Here is a 14,668-nt window from a genome sequence, read left to right as displayed (position 1 = left end):
GCCGTGCTTCTGTCCCCATGAGGGCGGCGAATGATGCGCTGGCGGGCAAGGCCGCCTTCTAGATAAAAGCACAACCACAACTGGAGACATGGTAATGAAGAAGACAGCACTCAGTGCAGGTATCGCAACGCTCGTTTGCATGGCCACCCAGGCGGCGCAGGCGCAGACCCAGGTAACGATGTACGGCGTCGTCGACAGTGGCATCGCGCACACCACGAACGCAAATGCAGCAGGCGATTCGCTAACGAAAGTACCGAGTCTGACTGGCAGCGTGCCTTCGCGCATCGGTTTCCGCGGCACCGAGGATCTTGGTGGAGGCCTGCAAGCCCTGTTCAATCTTGAAGGCGGCGTGCAAATGGACACCGGGACAAGCAGCCAGGGGAACCGCGTGTTCGGGCGCCAGGCGTATGTCGGGTTGAAGGGCAGTTTCGGCACGCTGATCGTGGGCCGCCAGACCAACATGACTTTCCATTCGATGCTGAAGTCCGATGTCATGGGACCGAATCTGTTCAGTATTTCGAGCATCGACCTGTACATCCCGAATGCGCGCAGCGACAATGCGGTCGGCTACATGGGGATTTTTGACAGATTCACGGTCGGGGCAACGTACAGCTTCGGGCGCGACGCCTCGGCCGCGGGCGGACCAGCGGCCACCAATTGCGGTGGCGAGATCGCCGGCGATCCGAAGGCCTGCCGCCAGTGGACGGCCCTGCTGGGATACGACAACAAGACTCATGGCGTGACCGCCTCCTATGACATCATGTACGGCAACACCGCCGCGGCGATGGGCCTGACCACTAGCGACAGCCGCGACCGCCGCACCACCCTGAACGGTTATGCGATGCTGGGGGCAACCAAGATCGGGGCTGGGGTGATGGCGCGCAGGAAGGTGGCCGCCACCCGCTCCAACGACCTCGATTCCAATCTCTATTACCTCGGCCTGAGCCATCCGTTGTCGGCGGCGCTGCAGATTGACGCACAGGTCGCGCGCCATGCGGTGGACAACAGCGACAATGATTCCACGCTCACCGTGGCACGCCTGACTTATAGCTTTTCCAAGCGCACCGCAGTTTATGGTTCGCTAGGACACATGCGCAACAACGTAAGCGCGGCGATTGCGCTGGACGCAGGCGGCACGGTCGGGGTGGGAATGAACCAGTCGGGTCTGTCGGTCGGGATTCGCCACGCCTTCTAACGAGGCGTCAGGAGCTATGAAGCCAGGCATGGGCCGCCAGCCTGGCTTCACTGCAATCCGCCTCCCGACAGAATCGATTGAGCTACGGGGGCTAATGCTGAGCACCCACACTTTATCCGCTGCATCCCTCTTGGTTTATCGCGTTTCGGTCTGCGTGCACCCCGGTCACTTCCCTGCAGAGTGAATTGATACAGGACGTTGTCATTCGAAATCTGGAAGCACTCGGCAAGGCCAACAACAACATCCAAAAAAAGATCATTCGATCGCAGCAAGTCATCCCGAGCTCCCGTAGGCGTTTGTAAGTCAGATGCGCAATGCGCTTGCACATTGCTGTTTCAAGGTTGACTACGAGATCGAATGGAAGAGCATCCGCTGGATTTTGCCAGTCCCCCATGGCCAGGTGAGGCACGTCATGGCCGGTCTCGCCTAGGCGGCAGCGCTCGCGAATAGATTGGCAGGAACACTACCCTATCGTGGTACTCGGCATGGTATGAAGTCTATTGGGCTGTAAAATGCCTTGATAAATCATGGGGTTAGAGAACCTATTGATATTCGAGTGGGAGTAGGGTTTCCTGAGGGAAATTCCTCATCTGTATATGCAAAGGCTCGCTTCGGCGAGCTTTTTGTTATCCTATGCGGATTGGAACAACCTGTGCTGTGCAAGATCAAGTCTTGGACTCGTTCAAGCTGACTTCAGCCGGTTGGTGCCAATCCTCCAGGGCGCTGCGCTCGTGATGTCGCCTTGGTAGTGGCCCGGTTTTACGGCGGCCTGCAAAGCCGTGTACACGGGTTTGAATCGCCCCGGCTTTCGTGGAGGCCGGTTAGTGTGAGTCAGGCCGGGATGGCTTGACCGCTCAGTTGCTTGTAATAATTTGCCTCAGCTTCCGCCGGCGGTATATAGCCGAGTGGTTCGAGCAAGCGGTGGTGGTTAAACCAGGACACCCATTCCAGGGTAGCCAGTTCAACGGCCTCACGCGTCTTCCAGGGAGCGCGGCGGTGGATCAACTCAGCCTTGTAGAGCCCGTTGATGGTCTCGGCCAGGGCGTTGTCGTAGCTGTCGCCCTTGCTGCCCACAGATGGCTCAATGCCGGCTGCTGCCAATCGCTCACTGTACTTGATCGACACGTATTGCGAGCCCCTATCGCTGTGATGGACCAATGCGTTTCGTTCCGGCTGGCGGGCGTACAGTGCTTGCTCCAGGGCGTCGAGCACGAAGTCGGTCCGCATCGAGCTGCTGACACGCCAGCCGACGATTCGGCGAGCAAAAACATCGATGACGAAAGCCACGTAGACGAAGCCCTGCCAAGTCGAGAGGTAAGTGAAATCGCTGACCCACAGCTGGTTTGGCCGCTGCGCGTTGAACTGTCGGTTGACCCGATCAAGAGGGCATGGCGCCTTCGCATCGGCAACCGTGGTGCGCACGACTTTGCCGCGCATGACGCCTCGCAGGCCGGCCTTGCGCATCAGGCGCTCCACGGTACAGCGGCCTACGTCGGTCCCCTCACGGCGCAACTGGCGCCACACTTTGTCAGCCCCATAGACCTGCATGTTCGCTTGCCAGACCCGTTCGGTGTCGACGCTCAGCACGTCGTCGCGCTGGACACGTGCGCATCGCAACGCCGGGTTACGCTGTTGCGCCGCGTAACGCCAGTAGCCCGACGGCGCGACCTGCATCACCTTGCAGATCGGCTCGATACCGTAGGCATGGCGGTGCTGGTCGATGAATGCCCTCACGGCTTGAAGTGGCGGCCGAGCTCCGCCTGGGCGAAAAACGCACTCGCCAGACGCAAGATCTCATTTGCCTTGCGCAGCTCGCGCACTTCTCGCTCCAGCGCCTTGATGCGCTCCTCTTCGGCAGTGGTCGTCCCTGGACACTGGCCGGTATCACGCTCTTGCTGGCGTACCTAGCGGCGCAGCGTTTCAGGTGTGCAGCTGATCTTGGCAGCGATCGACGTGATCGCTGCCCACTGCGATTCGTACTCGCTGGCTGCTTCGCTGACCATGCGCACAGCGCGCTCAATGACTTCGGGGGAATACTTGGGTTGCTTCTTCATAGCTCCATTTTCTCAAAGAATGGAGCCTCTACAAAACCCGGGGCGATCCAAGCCGGCGAAAACGTCGCACATCTAACGTATGTATCCTTTCGCACGAAAAGTTGTCATCTGGGCAGCTTTTTGAAGTATCCTCTTAGCAATACCTGCAAGCGCTTAGGGTAGCTTGCAGCAATGTCAATGGCACGGGAGGTATTGATGAGTACTTACAACGTTAAGATCCAAAACTGCAACAGCATCGAAACAGCCGAGATTGCTATTACAAAGGGAACACTGAACATTAAATATGGGCCCAACGGGTTAGGAAAAAGCACGATTGCCCGATCGATCTTAGCGGCCGTCACTCGCGACGGTACGTTACAAAATCTCAAGCCTTTCAAATTTCGCGAGCATGTTGGGCAGCATGATCCTTTGGTCCAGGGGGTGGATGAGATCGGTTCTGCTCTAGTGTTTGACGATACCTATGTGTCTCAGTTCGTTTTTCAAAGGGACGAGGTACTGAAGAATAGCTTTGACATATTCGTACGTAACGATGAATTCCGAGCTGCAATGGGCGAAATAGAGGACTTATTTTCCGGTATCAAGTCCGCTTTTTTGGAAAACAAGGATCTAGATGCAGCCATTTCTGATCTCAAGGAAGTATGCGACGCATTTGGCGTCACTAAGACAGGTGCTCTATCGAAGGCCAGCAAAGGTTATAAAGCATTCGGATCGGGAAACAAGATTGAAAACATTCCTGCCGAACTAACAGCCTTTGAGAGTTTCATTAAGAGCGAAAATCCCGCCAAATGGATTGGCTGGCAAACTAAAGGTAACGAATTTTTGGAGCTATCTGATAATTGCCCATATTGCGCCTCAGATATTAAGGAGCCCGAAAAAAAAATAGCTAGACAGGTATCTAAAGAATACGATTCAAAGGCCGTCGAGCATCTGAACGGCCTTCAAGCAGTTATCCTTCGTCTAGGTAAATATTTTGAGCAATCGTGCCGCGAGAAGCTTGAAGTTATCACCAAGTCCAAAGTGGAGCTTTCTCCGGAAGAGATAAATTTCCTAAGTGCTCTTCGGGGCGATGTCGAAACTCTCATCTCCAAATTGCAGGCCCTTAGGTCGATCTCATTTTTCGCTCTGCGTGATGTCGGAAAAATTGAAGACGAAATTGCAAAGCTCACTATTGATCTTACATTGCTGGATAAACTCAACTCCACTGAAACAGTCCTTATTGTTGACCCAATAAATAAGAAGCTGGCCGGATTGATTGGCAGGTTGGGCGAGCTTAAGGGTAAAATTAAGAAGCATAAGCGCCAAATCGAGCGCTCTATTCATGAAAATCAGGAAAGTATCAATGGTTTCTTGAAGTCGGCTGGATACAAATATCAGGTGACAATTCAACCTGAGTCCGAGTCTTATAAAATGAAGCTGGTGCACCAGGATATGAACCAGCACATCGAGACTGCTGCGCAGCACTTGAGTTATGGTGAAAAGAATGCGTTTGCGCTGGTCCTTTTCATGCATCAGGTACTTAGCGCGAAGCCTGGCTTAGTTGTACTTGATGATCCGGTATCAAGTTTTGACAAAACGAAGAAATTTGCGATTTTGAGCGAGCTTTTCCGTGGCAAGGCTAGTCTACGAAACACTACAGTGCTTATGCTGACGCATGATATTGAACCTGCGATTGACATTATCCGTAGTGTGAAAAATCAATTTCAGCACCCGAAGCCGACTGCGGATTTTCTATCGTCGCGTTCAGGTGTGATTACAGAAACTCCGATTTTTGAATCAGACATTCAGACGTTTGCACAGGTTTGTTCGTGGAATGTACAGAAGTTGTCTGATGCTGTGATCAAATGTATATACTTACGACGCCATTTTGAAATCGTCGATGATCTGGGGACGGAATATAACTATCTTGCAAATCTGCTACATGCACGGCCAGTGCCTATATTAAAGACTGCTGCAGGGGATGTGCCGATGACGGATGAGGATATAGCGAAGGCCTATGCCGGAATTGCGCGCTTTATTCCAGATTTCGATTACCAGGCGATACTTACGATCATACAGAATCGAGATGAAATGGTGCGCCGATATGACGAGGCCACGGTTGGATATGATAAGTTGCAATTGTTCCGAATTTTTAATTCTTCGTCAGACAAAGATGGCGTGCTTCAAAAACTTGTGAACGAGACCTTCCATATCGAGAATGAGTACGTTATGCAACTTAACCCGCACAAGTTCGACAACGTTCCCGAGTACGTAGTTCAAGAATGTGACAGACTGGTGCGCGCTGCTTGATTGATTCACCTGGCGTGATCCACAGATGAGTCGAGAAAATATATCAGTGCTGATGACGCGCTTCACGTTGTCTGTGGCTTGTTTCTTGGAGCTTCGCAGCTGTCAATATTTCAAAACTAGATAGTGTGCAAATGGTCTTTATTTTAGGGGAGTAAGATAATTGCAACAGCGCTACCTGCATGAGTGGCTGAAAGCCAACTACAAACTGTTGAACAAAAATTGGACAGATCCAGTTCGGTTGGTAGGCGAGATGGGTGTTTTGGCCGCAGAGCAACAGCAGTTTCTCCAGCTCGGTCAGCGCATGGCTTCTCGCATGGAGAAATGCATCTCGGAGAACAACCCGAAGTACGCCAAATCAATCGAGTTCGCAATCATCAGGTCAAATGAGCTGGGGGCATGGGCTTTTTGGGCATACAAGTGCTACGGCATCGTGGTGACCCAAGGACTCATCGAGAATATCCAGGCGGTTTGCGGTCAGGTGAACAGACTTTTGGCGGTGGCGATGCAGAGCCCGCCGGATGACAACAACTTCGTCCGCCAACTCTGGGCTGAGATGCCAGAAGCCAATCGCGATTTCCAGAGCTATGGCGAGGTGCTCGCCCAGATCGCCTTCGACTTCATAGTTCATCACGAGCTTGCTCATGCGGGCCTAGGACACGAATGGGTCATGGCTACGGCGTCGGCAAGCGAGGAACTTCAGCGCTTGTCTGACGACGAGCGCACTTGGTCTATCGACGAAGTATCACTCGCCGCAGCGCCGTCGGACGGTGGCGGACCCAAGGCATGGCAACAAGCATTGGAAGCCGATGCTGACCTGAACGGATTGCGTTACACGATCGAGTATCTAGAAATGCAGGCTAAGATGTTCGCAACGAGGGGCAAGCTCGGCAACGATCACAGAGACATCGTGTGGGAAACCGTTCTGACGAATCCAAAGCTTAGGTGGTTTGCAGTGCTGGTGGGTTCGTCGATCGGGCTCGCCGCACTCTTGTCAAAGCCTCGCAAGGAGCTTGGTGATCTCGCTGCGAGCACGCATCCGCCACTACCGGCGCGGATGCTCATGGTGCTTCATGCGGGGGTGCAACTTCAGAAGCAAGCGATGCCTGCGAATCCTGTCATCCCCTCTGAGGTACTGTTGCTCGTGTCAGGGTTGTTCGGATTCCTGCACTCGGCGCGCGACAGTAAGACCAAGAGTCTGGACGCGATGCTAAACGAGTTCAATCTGCCCGAGGCCGTACACCGGTATGAAGAAATTGGTCAACACTTCGCCAGTCTCGCGCAAGAGATGAGTAGGTTGGCAAAGACGCGCGACCATCTCCGTCGTTTTCCGGACTTCCTCCGATGGGAGTGGTATGGCTCGCCGACAACAACTAAATAGCCGGCGATTGCTACTTCACAGAGGCCTACTCCCTCGCATGATATTTCGGGCTCCCAAGGTGAGCTTGTCCTTGTTGAGGCTTCTCAACAATCCTCCGGAACTGTCGAAGGAGTTGAGCACTGCCTTAGCGCGGTCAAACGTGGTATTTTTCGTGGTATCGAATGATGTGTGATTTTTAAATGGTTGTTATATAAAGGATTTTTTGTCTTGTTGATGACTGAGTGGGAGTGACCGGAGTTTCTAAGTAACTGATTTTGAAGTGAAAACTGAAGAGCCGTTGATCATTCGTATGTATGATCAACGGCTTTTTTATTTTGTCGGACGGGCATGTCCATGCAGCGCTAGGCAAAAAATTCAATGGTATTAAACATGGCACTGAATCTGGGGCGCTACCGCTGAAGTATGCGTATACCAGCGTGCTGCTGGCTATTAATCATGGTAGCCGGCGCAACTGTCTATCGAACGTATGCGTTCACGGACACCGCGTTAGTAACTGGCGGGGTGTTGCCTTTACAGCTGGAGAAGGGCAAGCTACTAAACAGGAGTATATCGATCTCCAAGTAATGCAGGATACGGATTTGCGGTGCCCGCCCGAAGAACCTACTGGCACTGAAAAATCTCGCGCCGCTACTGTAGCGCACGTTGTAAAAATGCCTATCTGAAAACGCTCTTTTTTGTGAAATTTTCTGACAGATTTTACGTTTCGTCTACCCATTATTTCTTGCTGTCTCGACTGTGAAAACCCTCGCAGTCGTTTTAGGCGTTCGAATGGAATCGCATCGCTTAACATTCCTGAGAGAATTGGTGAGTGTTTGTTTGTTTTCAATATGTTACCGTCAATCATGGCCGAATTCCGTAGCGATATGTGCGCGGTAAGGCGTAAAGACAGGGCTACAATTGGGGACGAGCGTGGAACAGGTATTGGATTCGGCGGAAACCACCGCCAAGGCACCGATCGATTATTCGATCCGTATTTCGAACACTAGCAAGCTCAACCTCGCAGACTTTCAGAATTCTGTTCCCCTCTTGCGCGAACTGACGGTCGTGAACGACAGTGACCGCGAACTCTCGCTCCTGCAAGTACGTCTCGAGTCTTACCCCCCATTTTTGAAACCGAAGACATGGTCGATCGATGCATGCGGTCCGAAGTCCCGTTACGGCATCAAGGACTGTGACGTGTCTCTCGACGGCGTCCTGCTCGGCAAACTGACCGAGGCAGAGACCTCAACCATGACATTTTCCGTGGTCGAGAAGGCGGGAACGGCAGACGAGCGGGTGCTCGCGACCGAAGAACGCAAGGTCGAGCTCCTGCCGCGTAACCAGTGGGGTGGCTTGTCCCATCTTCCGGATCTTGTTGCGGCGTTCGTACAGCCTAACGAGCTGGCCGTCGACCGGCTGCTGAAGCAAACCGCGCAAGTTCTCAGGGAGGCGGGCAAAAGCCCTGCACTGAACGGCTACCAGGAGGGCGCGAAACGGGCATGGGAGCTCGCCTCGGCACTGTGGACGGCGGTGGCAGGTCTCGGCCTCGACTATGCATTGCCGCCTGCGAGTTTCGAGCACCGCGGACAAAAGGTCCGCAGCTCGTCGCAATTGCTGGACGCCCGCATCGGTACTTGTCTCGATCTCACGCTACTGTTTTGCTCGGCACTGGAACAAGCTGGCTTGAACCCCATCGTCGTGTTCACAAAAGGGCACGCGTTTGCCGGGGTCTGGCTGCGCCAAGAAGAATTCTCGACGGTGGTGGTGGACGACGTAACCGCCATTCGCAAGCGCGTGAGGCTGAAGGAACTGGTGCTGTTCGAGACCACGTTGATTACCCAACGCCCGGCCCCAACCTTTACGTACGCCACCGAGTTAGCCGCGAGCGCGATCTCGGAAGAGAAAGAGGAAGAGTTCGAGCTCGTCGTCGACATCCGGCGTGCTCGTATGCAGCGCATCAAGCCGCTCGCCAGCGCCGACAGCCAGGTCGTTATTCCCCCTAGCGACGATGCGATCCACGGAACCGCCTCGACTTTCGATGATGGGGCGCCGGATCTTCCTGATGACGACTTACTGGTTACGGAAGTACCAGTGCTCGACCCTAAGGACAGGCTCGCGCGCTGGCAGCGCAAGCTGCTCGACCTTTCGCTGCGCAACAATCTGCTCAATTTTAAGTCTGGGAAAAAGTCCATCCGCTTGGACGCTCCAGAACCCGGTGCACTGGAAGACATGTTGTCAGACGGTGCGCCGATCCGGTTATTGCCCCGGCCGGACCTGATGGACGGGCGGGACCCGCGTAATCAAGCTATACACGAGCAGCGTTCTCGTGAGGACGTGCGCCGCGAGCATGCTCTCGACGCGCTCAAGCGGCGCGAAGTGTTCGTCAGCGCGGATCAGACGGAACTTGAAACCAGGCTGGTCGACTTGTATCGCAACGCGCGGACGACGCTGCAGGAGGGCGGCGCGAACACGCTGTTTCTTGCGCTCGGGTTCTTGAACTGGACACGCGACGATAAAGGCGGGCAGAAATATAAGGCGCCGTTGATCCTTATTCCGGTTTCCCTGCACCGAAAGAGCGCGCGGTCCGGCTTTACGGTGTGCCTGCACGAGGACGAGCCGCGCTTCAACCCGACGCTTATCGAGATGTTGCGCCAGGATTTCAACCTGAACCTGGGTATCATGGACGGCGACCTGCCGCACGACGATGCCGGATTGGACATTGCACGCATCTGGAAGATTGTGTCGCATGCAGTCCGCGACATCAAGGGGTGGGAGGTGTCAGACGAAGTTGTGCTAGCATCGTTTTCGTTCGCCAAATACCTGATGTGGGTGGACCTGGCGCAGCGAACCGACCAGTTGCGTCAGAGCGCAGTTGTACGGCACCTGATCGACACACCGCGCGAGCCGTATCCCTCGACGGTTGCGTTCCCGATAGCGAAGCAGTTGGACGCCGATTTTGGGCCCGAGACGACGTTCTGCCCGTTACCCGCCGATTCCTCGCAGCTGTCGGCCGTGATGGCGGGGGCGAAGGGAAAGGACTTCGTTCTCATAGGGCCCCCGGGTACCGGCAAGAGCCAGACGATCGCCAACCTTATTGCCCAATGCCTCGCTGAAGGCAAGCGCGTCCTGTTTGTCTCCGAAAAGATCGCGGCGCTGGATGTTGTGTACCGGCGCTTGCGCGAAGTGGGCCTGGGCGAATTCTGTCTGGAGCTCCACTCCAGCAAAGCGCGCAAGCTCGATGTGATCACCCAGCTTCAAAAGGCATGGGATGCGCAGGGCGATGTCGATCCAAATGAGTGGCGCGCACAAGCCCTCAAGCTGAGGCGCTACCGTGACGGCCTCAATGAGTATGTCGAGCGGCTGCATCACCGGCATCCGAACGGCCTCACGATCTACAAGGCAATCGGCAACGTTGTCGATGGAACAGACGTGCCGGTGCTCGAGCTCTCCTGGACCGATGCGAACGTCCATGACCTGGCCCAGCTCGACCTGCTACGCGAGGTGGCCGAACGGCTCGGTGTGAACGCGGAGGCGGTCGGCACCGACGAGCTTCTCAGGGGACCGCTGATGGCAGTCGGCCGCGCGGATTGGACGCCCACGTGGCAGCAGTCTTTTGTCGGTGCTGCACGCTTCGTTGTCCCAGCCGCTGGGGACGTGCAGCGTGCGATTTCGGCTTTCCAGGATGTGACCGGTCTGTTGGGCCTTCCAACGAACCGGCGCGCTCGTGCCGCGATCGCCGAGCTGTCGCGCAGCCTTCCAGACGCGTTTGGTCACCAATGGGGCTTCGTGTTCCGCCCTAATGTGCCGGAACTGCTTGGCCGCCTGCGGGAAGGGATGCAGTTCGTCCTCCAGCATCGGGAACTGACCGCACAAATCAGCCCGGCCTGGCCGGAGTCCCTCGTTGCGCGCTGCAAAAAAGCGCTTGCGCTGCTGGCCGAGCGAGAACGCGTGCATACGGAGCTTGGGAAACCGTGGTCGGCGGACGCAGTGGCCGAGCTGGAGAAAGGGCTGAGGCTCCTTGACGATCTGGCGGCGAGCGAAGACAACTTGTCCGTTCGGTACGGCGAGCAGGTAGAGCAGGTCAACGTCCATCAGCTGCAGCGGGGCTGGGCGGAGGCCGAGCGCAGCGTGTGGCCGATGTCATGGCTGCGCAAGCGCCAGCTCACCAGGACCTTGCAGGACTGTGTGACGGGAGCAGGTGATGCGGACGTCGCGAAGGACCTTCCGATCCTGGTGCGCATCCGCGATCTCAAATCCGAGCTTGCGGGGGTCGAGATCGGTCCGGTAGTCGAAGGGATCTGGGCAGGTTTGAAAACGCGGCAGGAATTCGTCCGGACGGCGCTGCGGTTTCAGGAGTCGCTGGCAAAGGCGCGCCAGCGGGCCGACTGGGCCGATCAGGAATTCGAGTCTATCGAGAATGGCAGGTGCGGTGCCGCACTCGCCGCCGAGCTAGATCGTCTTCGGATGTTGCGAGGGCTCGATGCAGATATCGCTGGTCTGCAGGCTCTATCGGACGACACAGGCGGTCTGTGGGCCGGGCACGCGACCCGCTCGCATCTGTTGGCTGCTGCAATGCGCTTTGCGACCGCTCTCCGGGATGTCCAGGACGCAGGAGCACTCCAAGGCGAACACGACGAAGTGGCGTCGTCCGATTGCGGCGCAGCATTAGCGGCCGACTACCAGCGGTTGCGCCAGCGCGCGGTTGTCGAAGAAAAGCTGCGGGGCTTCGATGAACTGCGCTCGCTTACTGGTGGTACTTGGGCCGGCCTGCAAACCAGCGAAGAGACGATAGTCCGCGTGGCGGCATTTCACGGGAGCGTTTCGGCTGCCATTTCTAACCTGGCCGAATCACCGGAGGACACGGCGGCGCTTCGGCATGCATTCGAGCAGCTGGTCGTCGATGGGAACGCCATGCTTGGTCCGTCCGGACCGTTTGTCGGCGCCAGCAGGCAGTACCTGCATGGGCTTGAGGCATTCCAGCCGGCGGTCGGACACCTTTCCACAACCGGCGCCTTCAGCGAAGGCGTGGCTCTGCATTTCAACGAATTGTCGTTGGACGACTTGATCACCTGTTGCATGCAGATCGTGTCCGCCGAACCTCGCCTCAGGGCCTGGTGCGCATGGCGGAAAGTTCGCGACGAAGCGATGGCACATTCGCTCGCCCCGCTTGTCCATGCGATGGAAAGCGGCGCAATGCGGCTATCTGAGGTGTTAAGGGCATTCGAAACAAACTACAGCCGCTGGTGGCTCAACCGGGCGGTTGACAACGAACCGGTCATCCGTGGCTTCGTTTCGGCGGAACACGAGAAACGCATCGGCGACTTTCGTGCGCTCGAGAAGCAATTCACCGACGTAACGCGTGCGTGGGTGAGGGCGTCACTGTGTGCCGGCATGCCAAAGGCCGATACAGTTACCCGCAATTCAGAGTGGGGCGAGCTGCGCCATGAGATCAACAAGAAGAAGCAGCACAAGCCGCTGCGTGAACTCATGAAGATCATCCCGACTGCGCTCGCGAAGCTGACGCCTTGCCTGCTGATGAGCCCTTTGTCGATTGCCCAGTACCTGGCGGCGGACGCCAGCACGTTCGACCTTGTCGTGTTTGATGAGGCGTCGCAGATTCCGGTATGGGACGCGATCGGCGCCATGGCGCGCGGCAAACAGGTCGTGATGGTCGGCGACCCGAAACAGCTCCCGCCGACAGCTTTCTTCGATCGCGCCGAATCGTCGGCGGACGACGAGGACGTCGAAGGCGACCTGGAAAGCATTCTCGACGAGTGCATGGGCGCGAATTTGCCCACGATGAACTTGGCCTGGCACTACCGTAGCCGCAACGAGTCACTAATCGCATTCTCCAACCACCGTTACTACGGTGGAGGCCTGGTGACGTTCCCATCACCCGTCACCGAAGACCGTGCTGTCAGCTTCCATCACGTCGCAGGTGTCTACGCGAAGGGAGGCGCGCGCACTAACCAACTGGAAGCAAAAGCGTTGGTAGCGGACATCGTCGCCAAGCTGAAATCGCCAGGTTTCAAGGATTCCAAGTTGACCATCGGCGTAGTCACCTTTAATAGTGAACAAATGAATCTCATCGAGGACTTACTCGACGACGAACGCAGGAAGGACCCGTCGCTGGAGTCGTATTTTTCGGAGATGGAGCTGGAGCCGCTGTTCGTGAAGAACCTGGAATCAGTCCAGGGGGATGAGCGCGACATCATCTACTTTTCGATCACGTACGGGCCTGATCTCGCTGGCGCAGTTTCGATGAATTTCGGGCCAATGAATCGGGATGGCGGTGAGCGCCGGCTGAACGTGGCAATCACCCGCGCGCGCCACGAACTGCGGGTGTTTTCGAGCTTGAAGGCGGAGCAGTTTGATCTATCGCGCACGCAGGCGGCTGGCGTGAGGGACTTGAGGCACTTTCTGGAGTTTGCAGAGCGTGGCCCGCGGGCCCTCGCCGAAGCAACCAAAGGCAGCCTTGGTGGGTTCGAGAGCCCGTTTGAAGAAGCAGTGGCAAGTGCACTAGCGTCGAAAGGGTGGCATGTGCAAACGCAGATTGGTGCGTCGTCATTCCGCGTCGACTTGGGAGTAGTTCATCCCGACGCGCCGGGCAGATATCTATGCGGTGTTGAATGCGATGGCGCGACCTATCATCGGTCAGCTACGGCGCGCGATCGGGACATGCTTCGTGAGCAAGTGCTGCGCGGGCTAGGGTGGGAGATCGTGCGCATTTGGTCGACCGACTGGTGGGTTGATAGAGAGAGGACGCTTGAGAAGGTGCATGCATCGTTGGAGCGATTGCTGGAGCTTAGCCGGCACCAGCGTAGCAAGGACAAGGAGCGGGAAGCGGCCGAGGTTGAGGCGAGGGAGGCCATTGCTAGGGCTCGGGCAGAGGCGAGCGCCGCTCCTGAAATAGGAGTGCCAATTGATACGGGTTCACCTGAAGAAGATGCCGCTCAAGACGGCGTCAAATCTGGTAACAGCGCGGCGGCTGCTCGACAGTCGGAACTCGACCTGTGTGCGGGATCGTTTGGGGTGAAGGCCGACGCTTTTTTTGATGCCGCCTACGATGTTCAGCTTCGTACGATGGTCGAGCAGATTGTCGGGCGTGATGGGCCGCTCCGGGACACGGTCTTAGCGCGGAAGATTGCTAGGGCCCATGGTTGGCAACGCACAGGGTCGCGTATCCAGGAGCGCGTATCGGCGATCGCGTTATCGTGCTTGAAGCATACTGAGGAAGACGTAGGAGTGTTCTTCTGGCCGAATGACCGAGGGCCTGAGGCTGCAATCGTGTTCAGTGGTGACTCGGACGCCGAGCGAAATGTGGATGAAATTTGCATGGCTGAGCTGGTGTCCTTGGCCAACTTAGTCCTTGCGGAAGGCAAAGGCAGGGATGGGGCTGTGGCTGCGATGGCGAAGCGGTTGGGGATGCATCATGTTAGGGCTGCGAGTCGTGGGCGGTTTGAAAGTGCCCTTGGGGCTGCACGACAAGAGAGCCAAGGGCTCAGGAGCGTCTAAGCGCACTCGTGGCGATTCATGGCACCTATAATGTATTGCCTGAGCATTACAGCATGCTAAAACCTGAAGACCTGAAGACCTGAAGACCTGAAGACCTGAAGACCTGAAGACCTGAAGACCTGAAGACCTGAAGACCTGAAGACCTGAAGACCTGAAGACCTGAAGACCTGAAGACCTGAAGACCGAAAGCTTGCTGTCAGGTTAGTGGGTTTGTGCAGATGTGCGTGTCGAACGCGACTACTGCCGCATCTGCGGCGCAGC

The 14,668-nt window shown here is 56.3% G+C and carries 5 protein-coding genes, 1 pseudogene and 1 other annotated feature; of the genes and pseudogenes, 5 read left to right on the top strand and 1 reads right to left on the bottom strand.

Translation table 11 applies throughout. The features are described 5' to 3' along the window. Nucleotides 1–94: 94 nt before the first annotated feature. Nucleotides 95–1,195 carry a porin gene (locus E8M83_RS14925; protein ID WP_137174129.1) on the top strand — a complete coding sequence of 367 codons (1,101 nt, stop codon included), beginning with the start codon at nt 95–97 and terminating at the stop codon, nt 1,193–1,195. 831 nt (nt 1,196–2,026) lie between these two features. On the opposite strand, the pseudogene E8M83_RS14920 reads toward E8M83_RS14925, so the two are convergent. Continuing rightward, a pseudogene (locus E8M83_RS14920) lies at nt 2,027–3,249 on the bottom strand (IS3 family transposase). Further along, nucleotides 2,855–2,971: a sequence feature (AL1L pseudoknot), on the bottom strand. Its footprint overlaps the pseudogene before it by 117 nt. Nucleotides 3,250–3,444: 195 nt before the next feature. Between E8M83_RS14920 and E8M83_RS14915 the strand changes: the two are divergent. The 4 genes from E8M83_RS14915 to E8M83_RS14905 all read left to right on the top strand — a co-directional run bounded on the left by E8M83_RS14915 (nt 3,445) and on the right by E8M83_RS14905 (nt 14,407). Next, on the top strand, nt 3,445–5,535 hold the full coding sequence (locus E8M83_RS14915; RefSeq protein WP_137174128.1) for an AAA family ATPase: 2,091 nt from the start codon (nt 3,445–3,447) through the stop codon (nt 5,533–5,535). A 160-nt stretch (nt 5,536–5,695) separates the two neighbouring features. Then, entirely contained in the window at nt 5,696–6,913 is a 1,218-nt protein-coding gene (locus tag E8M83_RS14910) for a hypothetical protein (RefSeq protein ID WP_137174127.1), read from the top strand. Between the two features lie 293 nt (nt 6,914–7,206). Continuing rightward, the gene (locus E8M83_RS25975; protein ID WP_170976817.1) at nt 7,207–7,575 is read left to right on the top strand and encodes a hypothetical protein; all 369 of its coding nucleotides are present in this window, start codon (nt 7,207–7,209) and stop codon (nt 7,573–7,575) included. 247 nt (nt 7,576–7,822) lie between these two features. Beyond that, nucleotides 7,823–14,407 carry a DUF3320 domain-containing protein gene (locus E8M83_RS14905; RefSeq protein WP_137174126.1) on the top strand — a complete coding sequence of 2,195 codons (6,585 nt, stop codon included), beginning with the start codon at nt 7,823–7,825 and terminating at the stop codon, nt 14,405–14,407. Nucleotides 14,408–14,668: the final 261 nt, after the last annotated feature.

Origin of the sequence: Massilia sp. HP4 (genome assembly GCF_005222695.1) — a bacterium.
GTDB lineage: Bacteria > Pseudomonadota > Gammaproteobacteria > Burkholderiales > Burkholderiaceae_D > Telluria.
The sequence above is the reverse complement of the archived record's forward strand: the minus strand, read 5'-3'. Positions and strand labels throughout refer to the sequence as shown.